Source organism: Sporosarcina sp. SAFN-015 (genome assembly GCF_059415085.1).
This window is the reverse complement of record NZ_JBPFDR010000001.1, coordinates 486,699-510,387: the sequence shown is the minus strand read 5'-3', so window position 1 is coordinate 510,387 and position 23,689 is coordinate 486,699. Positions and strand designations below refer to the sequence as shown.

At 44.0% G+C, this 23,689-nt stretch carries 32 protein-coding genes; 24 read left to right on the top strand and 8 right to left on the bottom strand.

Going from position 1 to position 23,689, the window contains the following annotated elements; all coding sequences use genetic code 11:
- Nucleotides 1-3 precede the first annotated feature (3 nt).
- The 10 genes from ACR65H_RS02360 to ACR65H_RS02315 all read left to right on the top strand — a co-directional run bounded on the left by ACR65H_RS02360 (nucleotide 4) and on the right by ACR65H_RS02315 (nucleotide 9,695).
- Nucleotides 4-1,140, top strand: a complete 1,137-nt coding sequence (locus ACR65H_RS02360) for a glycerate kinase (protein WP_440498452.1) — start codon at nucleotides 4-6, stop codon at nucleotides 1,138-1,140.
- A gap of 3 nt (nucleotides 1,141-1,143) precedes the next feature.
- Nucleotides 1,144-2,490 carry a GntP family permease gene (locus ACR65H_RS02355; RefSeq protein WP_440498451.1) on the top strand — a complete coding sequence of 449 codons (1,347 nt, stop codon included), beginning with the start codon at nucleotides 1,144-1,146 and terminating at the stop codon, nucleotides 2,488-2,490.
- Between the two features lie 242 nt (nucleotides 2,491-2,732).
- Nucleotides 2,733-3,200, top strand: coding sequence for a flavin reductase family protein (locus ACR65H_RS02350; RefSeq protein WP_440498450.1), 468 nt, complete (start codon nucleotides 2,733-2,735; stop codon nucleotides 3,198-3,200).
- A gap of 156 nt (nucleotides 3,201-3,356) precedes the next feature.
- Nucleotides 3,357-4,904: a 4-hydroxyphenylacetate 3-hydroxylase family protein gene (locus tag ACR65H_RS02345; RefSeq protein WP_440498449.1), complete on the top strand. Its 1,548-nt coding sequence runs from the start codon at nucleotides 3,357-3,359 to the stop codon at nucleotides 4,902-4,904.
- Entirely contained in the window at nucleotides 4,901-5,752 is an 852-nt protein-coding gene (locus tag ACR65H_RS02340; RefSeq protein ID WP_440498448.1) for an alpha/beta fold hydrolase, read from the top strand. The genes ACR65H_RS02345 and ACR65H_RS02340 overlap by 4 nt, the downstream gene beginning before the upstream one ends.
- Complete coding sequence (locus ACR65H_RS02335) at nucleotides 5,745-6,452, top strand: carboxymuconolactone decarboxylase family protein (protein ID WP_440498447.1); 708 nt, start codon at nucleotides 5,745-5,747, stop codon at nucleotides 6,450-6,452. The genes ACR65H_RS02340 and ACR65H_RS02335 overlap by 8 nt, the downstream gene beginning before the upstream one ends.
- A gap of 1 nt (nucleotide 6,453) precedes the next feature.
- Entirely contained in the window at nucleotides 6,454-7,140 is a 687-nt protein-coding gene (locus ACR65H_RS02330; protein ID WP_440498446.1) for a CoA transferase subunit A, read from the top strand.
- Nucleotides 7,124-7,780, top strand: coding sequence for a 3-oxoacid CoA-transferase subunit B (locus tag ACR65H_RS02325; RefSeq protein ID WP_440498445.1), 657 nt, complete (start codon nucleotides 7,124-7,126; stop codon nucleotides 7,778-7,780). Before ACR65H_RS02330 ends, ACR65H_RS02325 begins: the two co-directional genes overlap by 17 nt.
- Nucleotides 7,761-8,876: a muconate/chloromuconate family cycloisomerase gene (locus tag ACR65H_RS02320; protein WP_440498444.1), complete on the top strand. Its 1,116-nt coding sequence runs from the start codon at nucleotides 7,761-7,763 to the stop codon at nucleotides 8,874-8,876. Before ACR65H_RS02325 ends, ACR65H_RS02320 begins: the two co-directional genes overlap by 20 nt.
- A 27-nt stretch (nucleotides 8,877-8,903) precedes the next feature.
- Nucleotides 8,904-9,695 carry a dioxygenase family protein gene (locus ACR65H_RS02315; RefSeq protein ID WP_440498443.1) on the top strand — a complete coding sequence of 264 codons (792 nt, stop codon included), beginning with the start codon at nucleotides 8,904-8,906 and terminating at the stop codon, nucleotides 9,693-9,695.
- 285 nt (nucleotides 9,696-9,980) lie between these two features.
- On the opposite strand, the gene ACR65H_RS02310 is transcribed toward ACR65H_RS02315, so the two are convergent.
- Nucleotides 9,981-10,199: a hypothetical protein gene (locus ACR65H_RS02310; RefSeq protein ID WP_440498442.1), complete on the bottom strand. Its 219-nt coding sequence runs from the start codon at nucleotides 10,197-10,199 to the stop codon at nucleotides 9,981-9,983.
- A 70-nt stretch (nucleotides 10,200-10,269) separates the two neighbouring features.
- Between ACR65H_RS02310 and ACR65H_RS02305 the strand changes: the two genes are divergently transcribed.
- The 5 genes from ACR65H_RS02305 (at nucleotide 10,270) to ACR65H_RS02285 (ending at nucleotide 13,307) form a co-directional block, all read left to right on the top strand.
- Nucleotides 10,270-11,337: a tetratricopeptide repeat protein gene (locus tag ACR65H_RS02305; RefSeq protein WP_440498441.1), complete on the top strand. Its 1,068-nt coding sequence runs from the start codon at nucleotides 10,270-10,272 to the stop codon at nucleotides 11,335-11,337.
- Nucleotides 11,338-11,358: 21 nt separating this feature from the next.
- Nucleotides 11,359-11,646, top strand: coding sequence for a YciI family protein (locus ACR65H_RS02300; protein ID WP_440498440.1), 288 nt, complete (start codon nucleotides 11,359-11,361; stop codon nucleotides 11,644-11,646).
- Nucleotides 11,647-11,728: 82 nt separating this feature from the next.
- Entirely contained in the window at nucleotides 11,729-12,052 is a 324-nt protein-coding gene (locus ACR65H_RS02295) for an ArsR/SmtB family transcription factor (protein WP_440498439.1), read from the top strand.
- Complete coding sequence (locus ACR65H_RS02290) at nucleotides 12,036-12,734, top strand: SRPBCC family protein (RefSeq protein ID WP_440498438.1); 699 nt, start codon at nucleotides 12,036-12,038, stop codon at nucleotides 12,732-12,734. Before ACR65H_RS02295 ends, ACR65H_RS02290 begins: the two co-directional genes overlap by 17 nt.
- Before the next feature lie 27 nt (nucleotides 12,735-12,761).
- Nucleotides 12,762-13,307 carry an HAD-IIIA family hydrolase gene (locus ACR65H_RS02285; RefSeq protein ID WP_440498437.1) on the top strand — a complete coding sequence of 182 codons (546 nt, stop codon included), beginning with the start codon at nucleotides 12,762-12,764 and terminating at the stop codon, nucleotides 13,305-13,307.
- 21 nt (nucleotides 13,308-13,328) lie between these two features.
- Here the strand turns inward: ACR65H_RS02285 and ACR65H_RS02280 are convergent, their stop codons facing one another.
- Nucleotides 13,329-13,763 carry a hypothetical protein gene (locus ACR65H_RS02280; protein WP_440498436.1) on the bottom strand — a complete coding sequence of 145 codons (435 nt, stop codon included), beginning with the start codon at nucleotides 13,761-13,763 and terminating at the stop codon, nucleotides 13,329-13,331.
- A 140-nt stretch (nucleotides 13,764-13,903) separates the two neighbouring features.
- Here ACR65H_RS02280 and ACR65H_RS02275 point away from each other — a divergent pair, with 140 nt between their 5' ends.
- A complete protein-coding gene (locus tag ACR65H_RS02275) occupies nucleotides 13,904-14,464 on the top strand; it encodes a carbon monoxide dehydrogenase (protein WP_440498435.1) in 561 nt (186 codons plus the stop codon).
- Between the two features lie 103 nt (nucleotides 14,465-14,567).
- On the opposite strand, the gene ACR65H_RS02270 is transcribed toward ACR65H_RS02275, so the two are convergent.
- From ACR65H_RS02270 to ACR65H_RS02250, 5 genes are all read right to left on the bottom strand, one after another.
- Nucleotides 14,568-15,275, bottom strand: a complete 708-nt coding sequence (locus ACR65H_RS02270; protein ID WP_440498434.1) for a hypothetical protein — start codon at nucleotides 15,273-15,275, stop codon at nucleotides 14,568-14,570.
- Nucleotides 15,276-15,306: 31 nt separating this feature from the next.
- The gene (locus ACR65H_RS02265; protein WP_440498433.1) at nucleotides 15,307-15,852 is read right to left on the bottom strand and encodes a hypothetical protein; all 546 of its coding nucleotides are present in this window, start codon (nucleotides 15,850-15,852) and stop codon (nucleotides 15,307-15,309) included.
- A gap of 220 nt (nucleotides 15,853-16,072) precedes the next feature.
- Nucleotides 16,073-17,083 (bottom strand): LCP family protein, encoded by a 1,011-nt coding sequence (locus ACR65H_RS02260; protein ID WP_440498432.1) that lies wholly within the window; start codon nucleotides 17,081-17,083, stop codon nucleotides 16,073-16,075.
- Nucleotides 17,073-17,600 carry a sigma-70 family RNA polymerase sigma factor gene (locus ACR65H_RS02255; protein ID WP_440498431.1) on the bottom strand — a complete coding sequence of 176 codons (528 nt, stop codon included), beginning with the start codon at nucleotides 17,598-17,600 and terminating at the stop codon, nucleotides 17,073-17,075. Before ACR65H_RS02255 ends, ACR65H_RS02260 begins: the two co-directional genes overlap by 11 nt.
- Before the next feature lie 206 nt (nucleotides 17,601-17,806).
- The gene (locus tag ACR65H_RS02250) at nucleotides 17,807-18,556 is read right to left on the bottom strand and encodes a class I SAM-dependent methyltransferase (protein ID WP_440498430.1); all 750 of its coding nucleotides are present in this window, start codon (nucleotides 18,554-18,556) and stop codon (nucleotides 17,807-17,809) included.
- Between the two features lie 123 nt (nucleotides 18,557-18,679).
- Between ACR65H_RS02250 and ACR65H_RS02245 the strand changes: the two genes are divergently transcribed.
- The 3 genes from ACR65H_RS02245 to ACR65H_RS02235 are packed head-to-tail and all read left to right on the top strand — an operon-like array spanning nucleotide 18,680 to nucleotide 20,244.
- On the top strand, nucleotides 18,680-19,180 hold the full coding sequence (locus ACR65H_RS02245; protein ID WP_440498429.1) for a GNAT family N-acetyltransferase: 501 nt from the start codon (nucleotides 18,680-18,682) through the stop codon (nucleotides 19,178-19,180).
- 1 nt (nucleotide 19,181) lies between these two features.
- Nucleotides 19,182-20,051 carry a phosphotransferase gene (locus tag ACR65H_RS02240; protein WP_440498428.1) on the top strand — a complete coding sequence of 290 codons (870 nt, stop codon included), beginning with the start codon at nucleotides 19,182-19,184 and terminating at the stop codon, nucleotides 20,049-20,051.
- Nucleotides 20,041-20,244 (top strand): hypothetical protein, encoded by a 204-nt coding sequence (locus ACR65H_RS02235; protein ID WP_440498427.1) that lies wholly within the window; start codon nucleotides 20,041-20,043, stop codon nucleotides 20,242-20,244. Before ACR65H_RS02240 ends, ACR65H_RS02235 begins: the two co-directional genes overlap by 11 nt.
- A gap of 3 nt (nucleotides 20,245-20,247) precedes the next feature.
- Here ACR65H_RS02235 and ACR65H_RS02230 read toward each other — a convergent pair whose 3' ends face one another.
- On the bottom strand, nucleotides 20,248-20,454 hold the full coding sequence (locus tag ACR65H_RS02230; protein ID WP_440498426.1) for a hypothetical protein: 207 nt from the start codon (nucleotides 20,452-20,454) through the stop codon (nucleotides 20,248-20,250).
- 342 nt (nucleotides 20,455-20,796) lie between these two features.
- On the opposite strand from ACR65H_RS02230, the gene ACR65H_RS02225 reads away from it, so the two are divergent.
- The 5 genes from ACR65H_RS02225 to ACR65H_RS02205 all read left to right on the top strand — a co-directional run bounded on the left by ACR65H_RS02225 (nucleotide 20,797) and on the right by ACR65H_RS02205 (nucleotide 23,687).
- Nucleotides 20,797-21,774 carry a phosphotransferase enzyme family protein gene (locus ACR65H_RS02225; RefSeq protein WP_440498425.1) on the top strand — a complete coding sequence of 326 codons (978 nt, stop codon included), beginning with the start codon at nucleotides 20,797-20,799 and terminating at the stop codon, nucleotides 21,772-21,774.
- A gap of 74 nt (nucleotides 21,775-21,848) precedes the next feature.
- Entirely contained in the window at nucleotides 21,849-22,310 is a 462-nt protein-coding gene (locus tag ACR65H_RS02220) for a DinB family protein (RefSeq protein WP_440498586.1), read from the top strand.
- Between the two features lie 87 nt (nucleotides 22,311-22,397).
- Nucleotides 22,398-22,811 (top strand): cytidine deaminase, encoded by a 414-nt coding sequence (locus tag ACR65H_RS02215; protein WP_440498424.1) that lies wholly within the window; start codon nucleotides 22,398-22,400, stop codon nucleotides 22,809-22,811.
- A 23-nt stretch (nucleotides 22,812-22,834) separates the two neighbouring features.
- Entirely contained in the window at nucleotides 22,835-23,149 is a 315-nt protein-coding gene (locus tag ACR65H_RS02210; protein ID WP_440498423.1) for a hypothetical protein, read from the top strand.
- Between the two features lie 13 nt (nucleotides 23,150-23,162).
- Nucleotides 23,163-23,687, top strand: a complete 525-nt coding sequence (locus ACR65H_RS02205) for a GrpB family protein (protein WP_440498422.1) — start codon at nucleotides 23,163-23,165, stop codon at nucleotides 23,685-23,687.
- Nucleotides 23,688-23,689: the final 2 nt, after the last annotated feature.

Here is a 23,689-nt window from a genome sequence, read left to right as displayed (position 1 = left end):
TGCATGAAGGTGATTGTAGCACCTGATTCATTCAAAGGAAGTTTAACGGCTATTGAGGCAGCCGAGGCGATGGCTGCAGGTATACATGATGTCGATCAGGACATAAGAACGGTACTATTGCCGGCAGCTGATGGAGGAGAAGGCACGATGAGGAGTTTGGTCGATGCGACAAAAGGGACATACGTGTCTGTAACTGTGGAAGACCCCCTCGGCAGACCAGTTCCCGCGACATATGGCATTCTTGGTGACGGCGTGACGTGCGCGATTGAAATTGCCGAGGCTTCTGGACTTATGAGACTGCAAGAAAATGAAAAGAATCCGCTAATCGCATCAACTTACGGAACCGGTGAATTGATCGGCCATGCATTGGACAACGGCTATCGAAAATTCATCATCGGCCTAGGAGGCAGCGCGACGAATGATGGAGGGGCAGGAATCCTCCAGGCGCTTGGCATGCGTTTGTTGAATAAAGAAGGAATTGAACTGCCGAAAGGGGGAAGCGGACTCAAGCATATTTGCTCAATAGACAATGAGAACTGGGATGAACGGATTGCGGAAAGTAAATTTTTAATTGCGAGTGATGTGAAAAATCCATTTGTCGGTAGTGAAGGTGCATCTGCTGTTTTTGGACCGCAGAAGGGGGCCTCTCCGACGGACGTGGACGAACTTGACCGGAATTTGCGGAAATTTGCGGACGCGATTGAAAAAGAAACGGGAATTGTCCTTCATACAAAGGAAGGAGCAGGTGCTGCCGGAGGAGCAGGAGGCGCGTTCCAAGCGTTCTTCAATTGTGAAATGCGGCAAGGAATCGATGTTGTACTCGAAGCGATCGATTTTGAGCACCACGTGAAAGATGCGGATATGATTATTACCGGCGAAGGGAAAACCGATTTGCAGACACTTTCCGGAAAAACACCGTTTGGCATTGCAAAAGTGGCGCACCGTGAAGGAAAGCCTGTCATTCTTATTTCAGGGGCTGTGGATGAAGAAAGCCGCGATGTATTGACGCCGTTGTTCACTGAGGTCCATGCGATCATGGATGAGAGTATGACTGTGGAAGACGCCATTGCGAATGCTTACGACCATTTGCGAAGAAAAACAAAAAAGGTAATGGAGTTCATTACTGAAAAAGGGGTGTAGGGAATGTTAATTACAATGATTGTGTTAAGTGTTGTCCTTATTGTAGTACTGACAGCTGTTTTTAAGGTTCATCCGTTTTTATCATTATTAGCTGGTGCATTTTTTGTCGGAATTACAACAGGCATGCCGCTGTTGACGGTCGTTGAAAATGTGAACGAGGGCTTCGGAGGATTGATGAAGGGAATCGGACTTGTCATTGTTGCGGGTACGATCATCGGCGTTATTTTAGAGAAATCGGGCGCCGCGTTCAGGATGGCGGAAGTCGTGCTGCGCTTGATCGGGGAGAAGCGCCCGCAATTGGCGATGTCCGTTATCGGATATATCGTTTCGATTCCGGTTTTCTGTGATTCAGGTTTTATTATTTTATCCAGCTTAAAGAAAGCATTGGCGAAACGGGCGAAAGTTGCAATTGCATCAATGGCTGTTGCGCTCGCGACGGGGCTCTATGCAACGCATACATTGGTACCGCCGACACCTGGGCCGATTGCTGCCGCTGGTAATATCGGCGCGGAAGGCTATTTGGGTACTATAATTTTAATTGGCCTTTTCGTTGCCATCCCGGCGGTCGTTGTCGGTTATTTATGGGCAGTGAAGGTCGGATCGAAAATTTCGGTTCCGGAAGATGTAGAGGATAACGGTTTAGACTATGATGAAATCGTCAAGTCATTCGGCCAAATGCCGTCGACGTTCAAAGCATTCCTGCCGATTGTTTTGCCTATCGTTCTGATCGGAGTTGGGTCTGTCGCGAAGTTGACGATGGAAGAAGGCGGTTTTAACAACTTCCTTCAATTTCTAGGGGCACCTTCAGTAGCACTGTTATTTGGAGTCTTGGCAGCATTCCTACTGTTGCCGAAATGGAATGAAGAGACATTGACGAAGTGGATCGGGGAAGGTTTGAAGGAAGCGGCTCCGATTTTGCTTATCACAGGTGCGGGCGGCGCATTCGGGAAAGTCATTTCGAATTCGGGTGTCGCTGATTTAATCGGTGGGATGAACTTCGATGCATTGGCAGGTGGTGCATTCTTCCTACTCGTTCCATTCATCATCGCGGCGGCGTTAAAAACAGCACAAGGTTCGTCAACTGCTGCCTTGGTCATCACTTCTACTTTAGTTGCTCCGTTGCTTCCGGCGATGGGGATTGAAGGAGCAGTTCCATTTGCTCTTGTCGTTATGGCAGTTGGCGCAGGCGCAATGACAGTAAGTCACGTGAACGACAGCTTCTTTTGGGTCGTCACGGAGTTCAGCGGAATGAAAGTGACGGACGCCTACAAAGCGCAAACGATGGCTACTTTGCTGCAAGGCGTAACTACGATTGTCGTTACGATGATTCTTTGGATGATATTAGTGTAATGAAAGCGCTGATTCCTTTCGGGGAATCGGCGTTTTTGCATGGGTCGGTGATAAAGTGCCGAGAGTCGGTGATAACCTCGCCTGAGTCGGTGATAAAGTGCTAAGAGTCGGTGATAAACTCCCGAGAGTCGGTGATAACCCCGTTCAGCATATGCCGTGCATTCCTATGCATATAGTAAATGCAAGAGTTGTCCATTTGTGAAAATGATTATTATAAAAACAACTGGAAAGGAGATGAACAGATGGGAGAATCGTTGATAGATATACGGGAGCTGCGCAATTGCTTTGGACGGTTTGCGACAGGAGTGACCGTCGTGACATGTACGCATGATCAAGGGAAGCATGGGTTGACAGCGAATTCCTTCACGTCGGTTTCGCTTGATCCGCCGCTTGTGCTTGTGTCGGTGGATCGACGGACGAAAGCGTTGCCGTATTTAAAAAACAATCGTTTCACAATCAATATTCTACGGGAGAACCAGCAAAATACGGCATTGCATTTTGCAGGCAGGCCACAAACTCCCGAACCGTTCGAATGGGATGGCATGCAGATCCAAGGTTCGCTCGCATATTTGGAATGTGAGCCATGGGCGGAGTATGACGGTGGCGATCATGTTTTATTTGTTGGGAAGGTTGTGCGATTTGATTATGAGGATGGAAATCCGCTTGCCTTTTACAGCGGGAAGTTCACGAAAGTGGCACCTCAACAATAAAGTGGAAGGCTTGTTTGTCGGCAAAAGATACTGCCGGGAAGCGAGCCATTTTTTTTTCGCTGAGGCAGGGGAACTATATTCTTTTCATTCACATCGGCATTTTTCCCATGAGATAGGCATACGTATAGGTGTAATGGGACAAGAAGGAGTGAATACATGCCAGTTGAACAGGAAAAGAAGACGGTATTACCATTGACCGGCAAGGAGTATTTGGAAAGCTTGAAAGATGGCCGGGAAATATGGCTGAATGGCGAGAGGGTAAAGGATGTGACGACGCATCCGGCTTTCCGGAACGCTGCGAGGTCGATTGCGAGGCTGTACGATGCGCTGCATGACGAAAAGACGAAAGAAGTACTGACAGTCGAGACGGATACGGGGAATGGCGGCTTCACACAGAAATATTTCCGTGTGGACAAGAGTACGCAGGACTTGTTGGAGTCGCGCGACGCGATTGCGCAATGGGCGCGCCTGACGTACGGGCAGATGGGAAGGTCGCCGGATTACAAGGCGGCATTTCTAGCGACGCTCGGTGCAGATCCGGATTACTACGGGAAGTATGCGGACAATGCACGCCGATGGTACAAAGAAGCACAGGAGCGGAATTGGTATTTCAACCACGCGATCATCAATCCGCCGGTGGACAGGCATAAGCCGCTTGAGGCGGTGTCCGATATTTTTGTCCGGGCGGTAGGGGAGACGGAGCAAGGGGTCATCGTCAGCGGAGCGAAAATGGTCGCGACCGGATCTGCATTGACGAACTACAATTTCGTCGCCCATTACGGCGCTGCCCCGATCACAAAAGAGGAGTTTGCACTCGTCTTCGTGGCGGCGATGGATACGCCTGGCGTAAAGCTTGTGAGCCGTGCATCGTATGAAATGAATGCAGCAGTCATGGGAAGTCCGTTTGACTACCCATTGAGCAGCAGGTTCGATGAAAACGACTCGGTCCTCATTTTCGACAACGCGCTCATCCCTTGGGAAAACATCATCATTTATAAAGATGTAGAGAAAGTGAACAGTTTTTTCGCGGATAGCGGATTCCTGCATAGATTTACATTCCATGGTGTAACGAGGCTCGCTGTTAAACTTGATTTCATGTCAGGTTTATTGCTGAAAGCTGTCAAGATGAACGGTTCCGACCAATTCCGCGGCGTCCAAGTAAACGTCGGCGAAGTGATTGCTTGGAAAAACATGTTCTGGGCATTGAGCGATGCGATGGCGTTGAACCCGGATGAAGGGCGAAACGGGACGAAGCTGCCGAATTTGAATTACGGGCTTGCATACCGGATGTTCATGTCCGAAGGGTGGCCACGGGTGAAGGAAATCATCGAAAATGTTGTCGCAGGCAGCCTGATTGCACAGCCATCAAGTTCAAAAGACTTCCAAAATCCAGAGCTCCGTCCATTGTTGGAAAAACTGTACCGCGGTTCATATGGCGTAGGAGCCGAGGAGAAAATCAAACTCATCAAATTGCTGTGGGATGCGATCGGAACGGAATATGGCGGCAGGCACGAACTATATGAGCGCAATTACTCCGGCAACCACGAAAATATCAGACTGGAAAGCCTTGTCGTCGCCAATATGAGCGGGCAGGCAGACAAGTTCGAGAAGTTCGTTGAGGAATGCATGAGCGACTACGATTTGAACGGCTGGACGAATGATACATGGATTAATCCGGATGATGTGAGCTATTTAAAGAAATGACAAAGAAAATGTACAAAGTAGAACTAGAAGGGCGCCATCTACAAATCGTCGATTATCCAGGCGAAAAGGGGACGATCATCGCGCTTCACGGATTGACCGGAACCCATAAGAACATGCTTCATTACGCACAAAGCCTACGTGGAGACTATCGGTTCATCGCATGCGATCTAAGGGGAAGAGGAGATAGTTCGGGGATGGATGACGTCCCCTCCATCTTCTCCCACGCTGAAGACGTTGAAAAATTGATCGGCGTTTTGGGAATAAAAAACCCGATTTTGCTTGGCCATTCAATGGGAGCATTTGTCTCTGCAATTGTGGCAAGCGAAATGCCGACCGTAAAAGGACTCATCTTGCTGGATGGCGCAGCACGGATGTCAGGACGCCAACATGATATTGTCAGGCCATCGCTTGGAAGGCTCCGCAAGACGTATGAATCGAAGCGGGCATATGTCGAAGAGCTGAAGCAGTTGTATAAACGGCTCGGTATCAAATGGACCGATGCAGTCCAGGAAATTGTGGAATACGAAATCCATGGGACGGGCAACGGATGGATGCACAAGTCTGCTTATGAAAACATCGAAGAGGACTTTGCAAGCTTCGATTTTTTTAACCCGATCGAAGTGATGGGGAAAATCACTTGCGAAACATTGCTTATTCAAGCGGACGGAGACATTGGACCGTTTCTGCCGTTCTTCATGGATGTTGATTATGAAGAGACGAAAAAGTATACATCAAAACTGTCAACATTCCGTTCGGATTCGAATCATTACACAATGGTCTTTGAGAAACGGGATGATATTTTGGCTGCAATCCGGGATTTCTTGGATGGGGTGATGTTGGATGAGTGACGGATTAACTTATTTCAAGGAAGTGTATGGTGCGGTTCCAGGATGGGTCGAAAAAATGCATACCTATCGGCCGGACGCGCTTGATCATTACACAAACTTGCGAAGCTCCATTATGGGGGACGGGCTTTTAACCAGTAAGGAAAAGGACCTCCTTCTTGTTGGGATCAATGCAGCAAGATGCTACGAGCGAAGCATGATCTATCATACGAAAGGTGCCATCGATGGAGGCGCCACCATTTCGGAGCTGGTCGAATACTTGCTTGTCGCGTACAGATATGGCGGACTCGAGTCGATGCAAACAGGCATCCAGTCCGTGAAGTATGCATGCTCTTTGAAAGGTTTGCCAGTGGGCCAGATGCCTTATGGAGTTTGCAATGAGCATATGTTAAGTTATTTCAATTCGATCCTAGATGAAGAGGATGCATGGTTTGTTTCGAACATTTTAAAAGCGCCGGAGGAACTTCGGAATGACTTGCTTCTCGTAAGAGGAGTCGTCAGTTCGAAGATGAAATCCCTCTTAATGGTTGGAATCCATAGTACGAGCCTTCAAGGAACTGAAGCCGGGAAATGGATGGAGCAAGCTCGAAAGAATGGGGCGACTGAAGGAGAATTGGCCGAAGTTGGTCTCATCTGCCTGTTGACCGCCGGAATTCCTGCATGGTTCGAAGCGAGCGATTCCTTGCGTGAAGGGGGCGGCTAATATGGCCATCGTCTATGAACGGGTTGAAAATGCTCTATCTCCAATTAAAAGCGGGATGACGATCATGGTAGGAGGCTTTGGCCTCGTCGGTGCGCCGCTTACTTTGATTGATGGCCTAACGAGGAAAGACGTCGATGGGCTGACAATCATAAGCAATAACCTCGGCGAAGCGGGTGAAGGGCTAGGGGTCTTACTCCGTCAACGAAAAATCCAAAAAGCGATCGGCTCCTACTTTACAAGCAACCGGGAAGTCGGTGAAGCGTATCAGCGTGGGGAAATCGACTTGCAGCTGTTGCCCCAAGGGACGCTTGCGGAAGTGATGCGTGCAGGTGGTGCCGGAATCGGGGGCTTCTATACGAAAACCGGTGTCGGGACAGAGCTCGCGCGAGGGAAAGAGGTTCGGGAAATCAATGGGGAACCGTATGTTTTCGAGCAGGCATTGAAAGCGGATGTGGCGCTGATCCGCGCACATAAGGCGGACACGCTCGGCAATCTCATCTATTATAAGACCGCCCGGAATTTCAATCCGGTCATGGCGACTGCCGCTGACCTCGTCATTGTTGAAGTGGATGAAATTGTCGCGGTCGGTGATCTGTCCCCGGAAGAAATCGTCACACCCCATCTATTTGTCGATCGGCTCCTTGTTGCGCACAAAATCCTGACGAAGGAAGGTGTCGTCCATCGCTAATGTTCAAGAATTGATTGCAAAGCGTGCCGCCCGTGAATTGATCGGTCCTTCCGTCGTGAACTTAGGTATCGGCATTCCAACACTCGTTGCGAAGTACATCGATGATGAACTCATCCATTTTCATACGGAAAACGGTCTGTTAGGTGTAACGGATGTTGAGGAAGAGGATCCGAACTTAGTGAACGCAGGGAAATTGCCGGTCGGCGAACGGGCAGGTGCTTCGTTTTTCAGTAGTGCAGAATCGTTCGGGATGATTCGCGGCGGGCATATCGATGTTGCGATTCTCGGCGCCCTTCAAGTTGATGAAAATGGACGAATCGCCAACTGGGCTATCCCGGGAAAAAACATTATCGGAGTCGGCGGCGCGATGGATTTGCTTGTAGGCGCAAAGAAAGTGATCGTGACGACTTCTCATTTGACGAAGGACGGCAAAAGCAAGCTGATGAAATCATGCACATTCCCGCTCACGTCAACTCGCAGCGTCGATATGATCATTACGGAATTGGCCGTTTTCACAGTCGTGAATGAACAGCTGATCATGACTGAGCTCATGCCGGGCGCTACGCTCGAGCAAGTGCGGGAAAGTACGGACGCGCTTTTTGTGGAAGGGGATTCCGCATATGAACATTCAAACGCTTGATGTCCTCATTGTCGACCTTCCGACGATCCGGCCGCACCAGCTTGCGATGCATACGATTGTCATGCAGACGATCATTCTCGTCCGTGTGACAGGAGAGGGTGGGCAGGAAGGCTGGGGGGAAGTCGCGACGATCGGCGGCGCTTCGTATTGTGCGGAAACACCGGAAGCGATCAAGATGAATATCGAAAAGTATATAAAGCCTCTCGTCATCGGGCGGAATGCAGTCCATTTCGATGCGATTTCATATGGTGTCAACAAGCATGTCGTCGGCAATATGTTTGCGAAGGCGGCGGTGGAAGCGGCGGTCGTTGAGCTTGCGGCGAAAGCCAGGGGGATTCCTGTCCACGAATTGTTCGGCGGGCAGATCCATGCGTCTTTGCCGGTCGCATGGACGCTCGCGAGCGGGGATACGCGAAGGGATATTGAAGAAGCGAAGGAAAGTTTGCATGCAAAACGGCATAATATCTTTAAGCTGAAAATCGGCATGGGTGATCCGAAACGGAATGTAGCCCATGTTCTGAAGATCAAGGAAGCTGTCGGTGACGAAGCGAGCGTTCGGGTCGATGTCAATCAAGCATGGGACGAGACGACAGCGATGTATTGCATCGAAGCGTTGGAGGATGGCGGCATTGATTTAATCGAACAGCCGTTGCCCGCCTGGAATAAGGAAGGGATGGCACGCCTAACGTCGAGGTTCCGTGTGCCGATCATGGCGGACGAGTCGCTTAGTTCGTTGGAAGAGGCTTATCAAGTAGCGAAGCATCGGGCGGGGAATGTGTTTTCCATCAAGCCCGCTAACGTGGGAGGTCTTACTGCGACGAAAAAGGTGGCAGCCATTGCGGAAGCGGGGGGCATTTCGCTATACGGTGGAACGATGATCGAATCGTCACTCGGCACTGCCGTATGTGCTCATCTTTATTCGACAATCCCTGAAATGAAGTACGGCACGGAGTTGTTTGGTCCGCTTTTATTCACAGACACGATTACAACAAATGCGATTACCTATGAAGATTTTCAATTGATAGTCCCGAGTTCTCCAGGCTATGGGATGGAGATGGATGTGGAGAAAATCTTCCATTACGCAAGGGATCTATAATAAAACAACGAATGAAAGGATGAAGAGATGAATCAAAAAGTGGTAGATGTTTACAATGGATTGGTCGTTAAATTCAAGGAATTAATACGGGAGCATGAGCTCGATCATAATGATTATCAAGCGCTCGTCAACTGGGCGGACGAACTTGGACGTGCTGGTGAAATACCGCTTTTCATGGACGTGTTCTTTGAAACACACGCCCTTCAGGAAATGTATAAAAATGTAGAGGGGACAGAGCCAACGATCCTCGGACCTTTCTATCTTGAAAATGCGAAGGAAATCGAAAATCCGGGCGTCATGCCGATGCGCGATGAAGAAAAGGGCGACGTGTTTTTCTTTAGTGGCACCGTCACCGACGTAGACGGCAACCCGCTGGCGAATACGAAAGTGGACGTTTGGCAGGCGGATGCGAATGGAGAGTACTCAGGTTTTGCTGAAGGGATTCCAGCCGAAAACTTGCGTGCGGTGCTCTTCACAGACGAGAACGGAAGATTCGAAGTGCAGACGGTCGTGCCAGGCGACTATTCGATTCCAACGAATGGCCCGACAGGCAAGTTCCTGACGTGGATCGACTCCCATCCATTCCGGCCAGCCCATCTCCACTTCTTGTTTAAGCCGCAAAATGGAGATCCGTTGATTTCCCAAGTATTCTTCGAAGGGAATCAATACTTGGACAACGATGTCGCAAATGGCGTGCGCGGAACGCTCATCACAAAATTGGAGAAGCATGGCGGAGCGGAAAAAGGGTTGGCGGTGGATTACTATACCGCTCATTTGGATTTCAAGCTGCGCTTACAGGATAAGCCTGTTTATAGTTGATAGATTAGTTGGCGATGCACACGGCGGGGGCTGTGTGCATTGTTTTTTTGTTGATTGACTGGTCCTTTAGTCAGGAGACAGGCAAACAGGTTCGATTTTGCGCAAAACAATCGCAGGTAGTCTCGCTGACAAACGATTTTTGGTCGAGTCGGTGATAAAGTGTATAGAGTCGGTGATAATGCCTCGAAAGTCGGTGATAAACCAGTTCAAGTCGGTGATAACACGCCGAGAGTCGGTGATAAACTCGATCGAAGCGGTAATAATCCATTCCTGCACTCATACTTTTCATTCCCCCTCAACAGCCACATCCCCAACATCAACTTTTTCCCCTGAAACTTTCTGAACATCCCGTAGATCCGGGTCGAACAAGAAAAAGAGTGAGAGGAGTAACACCCATATGCCTGCACCGATGAATAAATGGTTGACTGAGATTCCCCATTCGGCAATAAGGCCACCGGCAATGGCGAACCCAGGCATGAGGAACGTTGCAATAGCGCTATTCAACGTATAGACCCGCCCCCTCGTAAATGTATCCGAATTGGTGGAGGAGGTCCCGAGGGAAGAGTTGCAGCGGTTGATGAAGAGAGTGCTTGAATTGTGGGGGCAAGAAGGATGGCGGCCGATCGCGGAAGCAGAACAGCTGCTCAGACCTATTCTGAAAAAGAACATAACGGGCTATGAAGCAGCGAGAATGCATGAAATCTATGCCCGGATTTTGTACTATCTCTATCTTTTTGCAATCGACCTCTATAAAGAGATCGAGGATAATGATTGGAATGCATTCATAGAGAATGCGATGGAGCGCTATCGGGCATTGCAGATGGAATGGCGGATTGTCCGGTGCTATATCTTCTTGGCGGAAATTAAATTCGATCGGGCGGACTACCACGCGTCCATTGATCTTTTCGACAGGGGAATGGAAGAGTTGAACGTGATGGACAGCATCGAAACGAAATCGATGTATATTCAGCTTTTATCCGCTAAAGCATTTACTTTTGAGGCTTTGGGACAACATCATCAGGCGCATGAAATGCTCGATCAGGCAATTGATTTTGCACGTGCTCATATGGTGTTGGATAACTATTATCAGCTACTTAATGCCAAAGTATGGTTGCATTACGACCGGATGGAGATGGATAAAGCACGTGATTATGCGGAAGAAAGCTATCTATTTGCCAAACTGCTCAAAGAGGAAACGCTCCTATTCGAGTTTCGGCTGACACAAGTGTCCAGGGAAGAGTTTTTTGAGAAGAATTACGAAAAGGCTTTGCATGATGCTGAGCAGCTCATTCAGGACATCGAGGCATCGGGAAAATATCCAAAAGATTATAAGGGCGAATTCATCGTCTTGGCAAACAATATGTTAGCGAGGGTGCTGACGAAAGTGGGACGGTACGAAGAAGCGTTGTCTTTATTCAAAAAATACCCAATCAGCCTGCCGGAACGTGTGCAGCTAAGTCCTATAGACACTGCATTGCGTGTACTCTCTTCAAGCTACGAAGCGATCTGCCACTACCATCTTGGCGATTCGGACAAAGCGGAAAAGCTGGCGAGATCAACCGTCGACCGTCTGCACGCCATGCCTCATACGTCTCTTTACCACTTTGCGCGGGAGGTATTGGAGGAAGTCACGTCGAAGTAAACAGGAAGGGGAGGGGTTCGTATGAAGTTTGTCATTCATTTCACTACAGGTAAAGCATGGAAAGAAGGGAAACCACATTGGGAGCAGGGGCTTGTTCCTCATAGAGAATATGTGAGGAAAGCATTGGCGCAAGGTATTTTGATTGCAGGCGGACCGTTTATGGATCACACGGGCGGATTGATCATACTTGAAGTGGATAACTTGGAAGAGGCTAAGCACTTTGCTGACAATGATCCCGCGGTGATTGAGGAGAAATTTGAAGCGGCAATTTATCCATGGGAGCCTTTGGAAGGGATTTTTAATCAATAGTCTGATTTTTATTGACAATTGGATGTGTGGTTTACTATATTCTATATATAACCAAATGGCTATATGACATGGAGGCATAGACATGACGGATATTTATCGGGCAATTGCAGATCCGACACGAAGAAAAATACTAACTTTATTGTCGTTGCATGAATATACGCAGTCTGAATTGGTTGAGCGTTTTACCATTTCGCAGCCTGCCTTGAAAAAGCATCTTGCGATTTTAGTAGAAGAAGATTTAGTAGCGGAAAGGAAAGAGGGGAGGTATCGAGTTTACAGTTTAAAAAGGGAGAATTTCAAGAACCAGTATGAAAAGCTTCAACAGGAAATCGGAAGTATATTGGACAGCAAGTTGATGAAATTGAAAACGTATTTGGAGGGAGAAAGCGATGGAGAAAGTCATTGAATCAGTGAAAAGGGAGATTTTTGTAAAGGCCTCTCCTGAAAAGGTATGGAAGGCATTAACGGTTCCTGAAGAACGGAATCGTTGGGAAACGCGAAATTGTAAGCTGGATATCCGTATTGGCGGAACGGTTAGTCTCGATTACGGATGGGGTGTCAGCTATGTCGGTGCGATCGTTGAGCTTGAGGAAAACAGGAAGCTCACACTTGAAGGGGAAGATAAGGACCTTACCATTTGGACGATTACGCCGCAAGATGATGGATCTGTCGTGGAGATTGAATATACGGGCATCTGGTCGGGCGATTTCGAAATGATGCAAGCGGATAATATGGCATTCGGCACGTATCAGTTCATGAGAAATTTAAAAAGCATCTATGAAGGAAATGAAGATTTACGCTCGCACTTTTGGAGAAGTTGGATTGGCATTTTGCATCGGACGAATCCAAGCGGCAGTCCTGGGGCTAAAGTGGTGGAAATCCAACCGACTGCTCCTGCAGACGGATTAGTTGAGGTTGGTGATGTTATAACTCATGTTAACAGCCTCGAAACTGCTTCTTATGACGATGTGGAAATCATCGTTTCGGAAACAGAGCCTAACAAAAAGATTATGCTTACCGTAATGAGGGATGGCCGACAACTTGAAGTGGAGCTGATGACTGTTCCTTATGGGCAGACGGTGCAGTGATGGAAGTTATATGAAAGGGCGTGCCAAGTGGATAAGTTGCAGGCAGTTTTTATCGATCGAGATGGAACAATAGGCGGAACCGGACACTTCATTCACCCTAATGATTTCACACCCTATCCTTTTAGCAAAGAAGCTCTTGAACTTTTGAGGGATAACGGAATTAAGACAATCGCTTGTACAAACCAGCACCGAATTAGTAAAGGACAGGCGCACATCGAAGATTTTTACGATGAATTCATGGCATTTGGTTTTGATGATGCATTCATCTGTCCGCACGGCTCCTCGGAAGGATGCGAATGCCGCAAACCAAGTCCCGGTCTACTTCGGGAAGCTGCGAAAAAACATAGTGTAGATCTTTCGAAAACGGCTTTCATCGGCGATGTCGGGTCGACAGACATGTTGGCCGCTCACACAGTCGGCGCATTAAAAATTCTAGTTTTGACTGGGTGGGGCGAAGGTTCTTTAACGCAATACAGATATTCATGGTCTGACATTGAGCCGGATTATATCGCTGAAAACTTGTTGGATGCGGTGAAGTGGCTTACAAATATAGGAAATATTAAAAACGCCTAGGCATAGGCGTTTTTGTGTGGGTTAATGGTATTGAAACCAGACAAACCATCCTTTTTCCTTACTTTTAGCTAAAAAGATTTGCCCTTGAGCTAAGTCAGCTCCAGGAGCTTTTGGGAAATCAAGACGTACAAGCCATGACTTTTCAGCAATTTCATTACCACAAAAGTTTTTTGCCATTGCAAAGTAATCTTCTTCACTTTCAATGCCGACAGTACTAGGAAAGGGTTTGGCCGTCACAACATTCCATTTCGTATACATGTCGGGAAAATCATCTAATCCAGTTCCATAAGTTTTTGGTATCAACGTATGTAAAGCTACAATTACTTCTTTTCTATCCTTGATTGATGTTTGCATTAATTCGCTTAACACAGGACATTCTTTTGGTTGCGCGTATCCCTGAGTAGATAGAAAAAACAAAAAAGAAATAGCGATAACTAATGTAATTGTCATTTTCATTTGACTAAACCACCTCATCATTATCCTTCCCAACTATAATAAGAAAATCAGTTATTGGTCGAAAATTTCAGTGGAGAGGTTCATTGTATACTTTTGCTCCTTTTAGCAAACCTAATCTGAACAGAGGAGGGAATGATACAATGATCAAAAAACGTTATCTTTTGATACCAGCCGTCGTCGTAATCTTTCTTGCGAGCAAAGGAATCTATGCTGCTGAACAAAATTCACCACCTTCTTTCGATGATTTATATAAAGAATTCGGATATACATCCATTGAAGAGGCAGTTAACGAATTTGAAAACCATTTCCACTGCAAGGTGGAGTTACCCGAAATGGCACCACCGATTTCATTCACGCATCAATTCGGAAGGTTTTATGAAGATAAACGCTACAAGGCGAATGACAATCTTGGAATTATGTTTGTAAATGAAGACCGGAGAAGAAACGTATTCAAAATTGATATTCGGCCAGTTCATAATAAATTGATATTCGATGGCAGAGAGTATGTGCTTCAATATGGCGGCAAAGGCCTCTACATTGATTCCCACGATTTTCATTTTTATGTTTTTGAAAAAAACAACTTGCAATACTTGCTAGGCGTCCATCAAGAGACGGCTGACGTGGAGATGTCTGACACGCTGGCGCGGATCGCTGATTCTGTTAAAGAAATTCAGAGTGAAAATGAATGTGCGATTTATTGAAAGGCTGAATGTCAAGGGTTTTCGTCAAGTTCATCCTGTCCCACAACCACAAAAAAAGCGCGAATCCACGATGTTGATTTGCGCCAGTTATTTAAAGTCATATTCAGTTTCTCTCAATAAACATTTGGATTTCATCAGATACGATCGACGTATCCCATGGGCTCCAATAATAAGTTTCACCATCGAACTGCAAATAATATTTATAGGCAATTGGCTCATCAGTATAAAAAATCATTTCATAAAAAATTGGATCTCCGCTTCCTCTGTTTGGCTGGAAATTGGGATTCTCTTCGCTATTCACTAATAGTTGAAGAAAGCTATTAATTTTTACGCTCTTTGTCAATTTAGAAATCAATTTATTATTTGTCGTAGGATCAGTTTGGTAAATCTCGATCGTCTTGACTTTTTCTATTAGCATATCCTTAAAATGCCATTGGTAATCACTATCATCTCTTGAAAAGTAAACACTGTATCCATTTACAGAATGAGTATCCTTGACGGCTATTAAATGCGGATGATCCTTTATTTGAAAAATCTCGGTTCCCTTCTCATGGAAGGCGGCATCACCGTCTCTGATTTTATAACTTGGATTTTTCACATTGTCTGCCACTTTAAATTTTACCGTGCCAATCTTGTCTCCGATAAAACTTTTGTCGGCTAAAACTCCGGAATGAATTCCGTTGTATTCTTTTCCGTCAAAATGAATAAAATCAACCCAATCAATTACAATTTGACCACCAAAAGCTGATGGCCGGCAACCCGTTAAAAGTAGTACAATTAAAATAAAAACAAACAGACTCCGTTTCTTCATTGACACCAACCCCTTTTCCATTGACGAAAATTCAGGCGAGAAAGCGCTGTTTGCTTTTCATCCGATGTTGGAATGACAGAGTCGCCAAAAACACAGTTACTCCCCATAAGAACAATCCACCGTATGTAATAACATACACCCAGATGGCCATTCCTTCAGAGTATCCTTTTGGAAGCACTCCTAAAAATTGAAGAGCTGTCAAGAAGCTTATTAGAATCGTCAACACGCCAACTGACCATCCTGGTATGATCAAAAACCATTTTGGCAGTTTTTCTCCCCAGGAAGTAACAAATGCTAATGCAAATAAAGAGGCTAATACCGCCAAGATAGCTGTGAAGTCTATTCCATTGGAGTATAACGTATAAAGAAAAGCTGATCCTTGCTTTAATGAATCACCCATCTCTGCTATATCCTGTATAGCTTGTTCTGTAGCAAGTCCTATCGTCGATCCCCATGCCCAAAGCGATTTTATAATCGCATATGGCAACAGTGCTAGCGCTGCAACATAACCCCAACCTTTAGAATATATGTTATTAGATTTTTCTGATCCCACATATTGCCCATGTTTTAAACTCATACGACATGATCCTTTCTTGTGTAAGAAATAAATCTGACGTTTTCGCCAACTTCCCATTTGCTCGAATAGTAACATATGAATTTGAATCTTTCAATAACTTGAATAGAATTCTATTAACGATATGCCGCCAATAGTAAAAAGGTGCAAATCCATGTTATGAAGATGCACCTGTTAATTGAATTAAATAATGCCGCTATATAAATGAAACACCACTGACTATTTAGTTAAATGTGGTCAACTCTTCCGAAACTGCATTTAAAAATTCTTTCTCATATTTAATATAGTAAATCTCATCTATACTTGTATTTATCATTCCATCGATTAAAGATACCAATTGGATCGAGGGAAGTTCCATTTTATCGTCTACTAATTGTTCAACCGGGAAGTTTCCTTCTATTCTAATAAGTTGTTTTAATTGTGTTGGTGGCAGTACATTTATTGTTTGATTTATAAATGCATTCATAAGGTGTAATTGGTCTTCTTCGCTCAAGTTACTTCCCACTGTAGCATCCATCAGTAATGCCGCCATCTCTTCTCCATTTAAACGACGGGTTCCTTTTTCGAATTCAAATGCCACGGTAGATAGAGCTCTAACTCGAATATCTTCTTGTATGTCGAACTCTATACCATTCACAGAATCAACAATTGAAGAAAGGGTTTCCAAGTCAATAACAGCATGATAGTCAATTGGCAAATCAAATAGGGTAGAGACTGTTGTTCTCACATCTTCAGCACCACCGGAACTGTTAACATAAGCATGTGACAATTTATCATATGGAGTAGTTCTTTCATTATCCGAGATAAGAGCATAAGTATCGCGAGGGATAGATAGAACTTTCATCATTTTTTTATCTTTGCTATACGTAAGTAATAGGTTAATAGGGATTCTATTATCATCATCTTTCACAGTTAGTAAAGTGGTTACAATCTTATCTTCTTGAACTACTGATTCGTTTGCATTTGCATTACTTGCCGTACTTTCGTTGCTTTCATTAGCAATGTTTACAGAAGGGTTTGATGGAATAAACAAAAATACACACAAGCCGAGCGCTAATAAAGAAACTGTAAGGGGGGCGAGTTTTAACGAAGAAGGAACTAGAAACTTTTTTTGTGCATCATTCTTCTCCAGTCTATGAATTTGTTCAAATACTTCATTGCGGTCTTCTTTCGTAAATTTTAGATCTTGAACAGATGTATTATATAACTTATCTCTTAATCGTTTATCTTTCATTAAATCTTACCTCCTTTATCATCGGCTCTAATCTTTGTTTTGCTCTTCTTAATCGGGTTTTCACTGTATTGACCGGGATATCTAAAACTCCGGCAATTTCCTCTGTCTTTAACGTCTCATAGTAGTAGAGATAAACAACTTCCCGATACACTTTTGGTAGGGAAAAGATAGTATCTTTTATTTCTGCATTCTTGTATTTATTGATAACTGTTCTTTCTGTCGATGGTAATACTGACTTTGCTGTTTCATTTATAAAACTTTTGACTTGTACCATTTTGTAATTCCAGCTTTTTAAGTAGTCTTTGCATTCATTGATAGTTATACGGTAGAGCCATGTTTTTATTTGTGCGTCATGCCGAAACGACTCCAAGTTTTTATAGCATTTGATAAACGTATTTTGAACGATATCCTTAGAACTCTCCGTATCTTTCACATAAGAAAATGCCAATCGTACCAACTCATTACCGTATTCAATCATCACTTTTTCTAATATCAAATCTTTTTCTTTTCTATCCAATCGACTATCCTCCCCTTCAACCTACTTCATTTTTTGCTATTAGACGATTACCAAACCATAATAGGTTCAAAATTGTTTTTTTAAAAATTCATGGAATTAATATATAGGGACAATTATAGCTGAAATAAAAGGCCTGTATCTTAGATTACAAAGTAATCATACATACAGGCCTTTTAGTTATTCTAATTTCTCTACAAGATAATCGTTTACCGTTTCTTTCTACATTTAATAATCAACGTCGTCGGGATCATCTGCGCCTTCTCAAACGAATACCACCGATTTGCATGTCTTTCCCGATCTTCTTCCGTTAATGAAACGTCCTCGACGACCTTTTCAATTTCAAATCCACACTCGATTAATGTATTGATATATGTACTCACTTTATATTGCTGCATGATTGCAGGAGCGTGCCAAGCTTCGTGATTATAGGCACCTTCTTCATGATAGGATTTATTGAAGTGAAGTTCTTCATCTCTCAAGCTTGCCCGGCTGTGCAATGGATGCTCCCAGCTGAAAACGAAAATACCGCCCGGTTTCAAATAGTCGTGTACATTAGTGAGCGTCTGGCGTAAATCGGTCGTCCAACCTAGTGCATAAATAGAATAGACAATATCAAAGTATGCATGAGGCAGTCCGGGATTTTCTTCCATTGGAGATTCGAATAAATGAACTGGAGCCTTGCTGTCCATCAGCAACTCTTTTGCCGTTTCGATCTGTGTCTTTGAAAGGTCCACTCCCCAAAGTTCCTCGACACCTCGAGAATCCATATATTGCAAAGAATGCCCGCTACCGCAACCTATATCCAACACCTTCGCACCAGTGACGTCTCCAAGTAAATTTAAATTCTCTTCCCGTGGCGCAAGCGGTCCGTACTCTGGCAACGGATTCCGCCCGAAAAACCGAGGCGCTACCTCATCCCAACTTTTTTTATTCAACACTAGTGATTCATTTCCCATGTTCATCCCTCCAAAAATCGCATGCGAATATACATTCGACAACGGAACCTTTTTCTCCTTCAATTTATAAAAAGGAATTTACCGTCTACATAACGAATGAATAATTAGAATGGGGGAGATAAAATGAATACTTATCAAATTCGAAAGGCAGACGAGAAGGAAGCCGCACTAATCATTGAGTTACTAAAAGAAGTTGCTGCTTGGCTGCAAAATAATAACATCAACCAATGGGGATTTTTATTGGAAGGCGGAGAGGATGAGGAGATAACAGAAGCGGTTATCAATGGAGATACTTATGTCGCCTGTCAGGACGATGAAATCATTGCGACTGTTACGCTCTACTCGCAGAAGAGTGAGTGGGATCAGCATGTTTGGGGAAATGAAGACAATCCTGAAGTCCTCTATCTCCATCGGTTGGCTGTCCGGCCTCAATATATGAAAAACGGGATTGGAAAAGAAATTATAAATTGGGTAGATGAAAATATAAAAAACACAATTCGGCTTGATTGTGTAGCGCATAATTCTAAGTTGTGTGCGTACTACGAAAAGAATGGATATTCACTGACCGGAACGACAGCGGATGGACATTGTAAATTTCAGAAGGTGTTTGGGGAAGGAATGTAACATGTATCAAACAATTATTGATTTACAAAACAAAGGACTCGTCGGAGACCAAGCAGAAATCAAGCAACTGACGAGTGGAACAACCGATGGGCAAGTGTATGTAGTAGAAGAAAGTAACAATCCTTCTAGCATTCTAAAATACGATCACCCTATAAATATTGGAGCCGCCGAGCAATTCTTTAAAACGTATAAAGATATTGAGCTTTTGCCTTACGTTTATTATGTTGATCCTGAAAAGAGATTTTTTCTCTATGAATATGTTGAAGGAACAACTCATGTCAATCGCGGAAATAAGGCGGATTGGATGAAGCTTCTCGTTGAAAGACTGTTCAATCATTATGAAAAATACGATTCACAAGCTCCGTGGGGTCGATTAGGGGGAACGCCTCGGCAAAACTGGGTTGAGTTCAACAGAATTAGCTTGGAATATGCTTATGAAAATATCGGGGATTTGTTGCCGCATGAGGATTATTTACTAATGAATAAGACGGTTGAACGACTTGCAGAGTATGAAAGACAGCCGGATAAGTATTTACTCCATGGCGATACGGGTGTACATAACTTCGTTTTTCATCAGAATCAACTTGTCGGTGTAATTGATCCAGATCCAATGGTGGGACCGGTAATCTATGATTTTACATACGCGTTTTGTTCTTCACCGGATGACTTGAATATGGAGACATTGCTAGATGCATTTGATTTATTGAACAAGGTGGAGATGGATACGCCGCGTCTAGTCGAAGAAGTTGTTTTTCAGTTATATACCCGGATCGGCATTTGTAAGAAAGTGCATCCCCATGATTTAGATGAGTATTTGAAGGCATGGGAGTATTGGAAACATAAATTGAAGGAGTATGAGGATGCGTTCTAATGATAAGTTTAGTACATTTCTAGAGATTGCAAAGGATTTAAATGCGATCAATATCATTCCGTTATTAATGGGGTCGGTTGGATTAGAAGTTGTCACGAAAAGAAGTTGGGATGCAAGTGATTATCAAGCTTCTTCTAAAGATAGTTATAGGGCAGAAAATAATAACTTCAAGGACTTTGAAAAGATTCATTAAGAATTAGCCTTTAGTCAATTTTCTCCTTCTTTTATGAAATAGAAACCAAGCACCAAAAATTGCCCAAGAACCTGTTGAATAGGTTAAAGAAATATAAGATCCAGGGATGTTAGTTAAAAATAAAAGAAGCGTCGCAAGAATGAAAGAAGGCACCATGATGATTACCCATGCACGAAGTACAGGATTTTTAAAGCTTACTTCAAACTCCATGTCCATCCTCCTAGTGATAGTCGTTTGATTATTATAACAATAACAGTCAAACGATACAAAGAAGTAAAAGTCTATTTACTATTGTCTGAATGTCTAGTAGAATTTAAGTAGTTGGGAAATTCGTGTAAAAAGGAAGGTGATATCATGAGTCGGCTTAAAATTCATACGAGAACAATAAGATTCACGATGTCCAATTATGTGCCTTCCTTTGGTGATGAGATATGACTTTACTTCATCCAAGACTATCGTAGATGATAGTCTTTTTTTCATCCACAGAAGGCTGTTGAATGGACTCGTTATCCTGACATCTTTGTTCTTGCAATTATAGGAGGAAGAGAAAAGATGATGAAGTTGTCCATTATGAGAGATTTTCTTGAGTCGGATGAAAGCAAGGCCCTCGTTCATGGTTTGTTAGAAAAATGGGGATTTGATCATGATTCAGTCCAGTTTTTAAGGGCAAGCAGTAATTTCGTTTTTGTATTTGAAAGAAACGGCGAAAAGCATATTTTAAGGATAACTCCTAACGGTGATCGAAATAAGCTGATGGAGGAAGTTTCGTTTTTATCTTTTCTATCAACAAATGGAGTTAGCGTAAACATTCCTGAACGATCGAAGAATGGCAATATGGTTGAGGAAGCGAAGAATGACTTGGGTATTTTCCAGGCTGTTGTATTCCGCTTTCTATCGGGGGTTCATTACGAAATTGAGGAACTATCGGATAGGCGATTTTACTTGTGGGGAGAAGCTTTAGGGCATCTTCATAATTGCTCAAAGCAGTTTGTGAAAATGGATAGTACGAGTAATGATTATGTTCAACAACTTGCCGAGCTGGATAGTTTTTTGCCTCAAAGTGAAAGCTTGGCGCGTAAGGAGCTTGAAACAATCAAGGCATTGTTAATGACCCTTGAAATAAATGAAGACAATTATGGAATCATTCATTTTGATTTCGAACTCGATAATCTGATTTGGGATGACGACAATGTCCAAATGATCGATTTTGAAAGCAATTTGGAACATTGGTACACGGCAGATATCGCATTTGCCTTGCGAGATTTATTTAATGGGGATGTTGATTTGTCGAACAGTTCATTTCAACTATTTCTTGAAGGTTATAGAAGTAAAATGCATGTGAAAGATGAGGAAATCGATACAATCCCAATGTTTTTAAGGTTCCATAACTTGATTACTTTTGCCGATCTGCTTCGCACAGTAGATGTTGAAAAAGATTTGCATAATCCTCAATGGATTGAGGGGTTGCGTAAGAAGCTGGATTCCAAATTAGACGAATATCGAGATGGATTTACACGCAGGGGGGAATAACAATGGGAAGCGAAGGATTATATGTAATCGATTAAAAAGATGGCTTGAGTCTGGAGTTTAGCAAATTGGCAACCATGATGGAATATACAAGGGTGACAACATTGGCGGAAGTGAAAGATCTAACAGTGGACCAATTGGATTTCCTCATTAACGACGAGGCCAATTCCATCGGCATGCTGCTCGCCCATATGGTGTCAGTTGAAAAAGCATATCAAATCGATACATTTGAAAATCGGGATTTCACGGAAGAGGATATCCAACTGCTGAATCCAGCATTGGAACTTGGCGAAGCAGCACGGGAACAAATTAAAGGGAATCCAATTGAATACTACCTTGAAGAGCTGGAGCAAACGAGTAAAAAGACAATCGACACTTTCCAGACATTGCCCGATTCATGGCTATTCGAAACAGCCCCTTATTGGGGAGGAGAGCCTATGAATAAGTATTTTAAATGGTTCCATGTGTTTGAGGATGAATTGAATCACCGTGGGCAAATTCGGTTGATTAAGAAACTGATGCGTGCTTCGGAAAAATAAGTATGAGGCAATGGAAGGGCTAACAATTATGAAATCTGTTAGCCCTTTTTCTATGAAGGTTATATTGAATTGATAGGTGGAGTGTATATGGGCTTTGAAAAAGCGTTATATGATGCAGCTGTTGAATTGATTAAGAAACGATATCCTACAGGCTGGGGCGGGGCAGCCGCTATGGGCTTGGAAGATGGCACGATTTTAACAAGTGTTGCCCCAGAAGTTATTAATGCATCGACGGAATTGTGCATGGAAACGGGTTCGATTTTGGAGGCACATAAGTTGAATAAAAGGGTTACTCACTCCATATGCGTCGTCCGGGACGATGAAACTTCCGATTTCAAGGTGCTTTCACCATGTGGAGTCTGCCAAGAGCGGCTGTTTTATTGGGGGCCTAGTGTGAAAGTGGCAGTCACTTTGCCGGGGCAGGAATTAACGTTCAAAAAGCTGTCCGATGTACAGCCATATCATTGGACTGCAGCTTATAAGGAGTACGAGGGGAATTGAGTAGATAGGTGGGTGGATTTATTATGAATTCAATTGTAATCGTCATCTTGTTATCCACTTTGATAGTATCTACATATCTATGCCTAGTGATGCCTAAGAAATGGGGTAGGGCAAGGGTAGTCGTTTTTTCTTTCTTACTAAATACGGTTGTACTGAGTTCGGCGTTTTTCATACTACACAAAATTGATGCCCGTACATTCCTTAAAGATGATCAAGGTTTATTTGGAAGTTTAGGGATTACAGTGATATTCATTTTCATTCCAATCATTACGTGGATGAATATGATTATTGTTCAAATAAGGAATTATGGATTGAAAAGGTCGGACATGCGTAAATAACTGGGGGTGCGTTATGCGGAAAGTAGAAGTAATACCTTTTTCTGAAATATGGAGCGTTGATTTCGAAAAGGAAACAGCTGTATTACAGAAGATATTTGACGCGGAAGTAATCGAATTCCACCATATCGGCAGCACATCCATACACGGTTTGTCCGCAAAGCCTATCATTGACATTATGCCTGTCGTGAAAGATATTACGCAAATCGATCAGTATGACGGAAAAATGGCCGCCATTGGGTACGAAGCAAAGGGTGAAAATGGAATCGTGGGGCGCCGTTATTTTCAAAAAGGTGGGGATGAGCGGACGCATCATGTCCATTTTTATGAGAAAGGCTCTTCGGAAATCCATCGCCATCTTGCATTCCGTGACTTCCTGCGAGAGCATCCCGAGAAGGCGAAGGCATATGGGGATTTGAAAGAGAAGCTAGCGCAGCAATTTCCTTATGATATTGAATCATACATAAAAGGGAAAGAGCAGCTTGCAGCAGAGATTGAAAGGGAAGCGATGGAATGGTATGAGAAGCGTAAATGGGGGTGAGG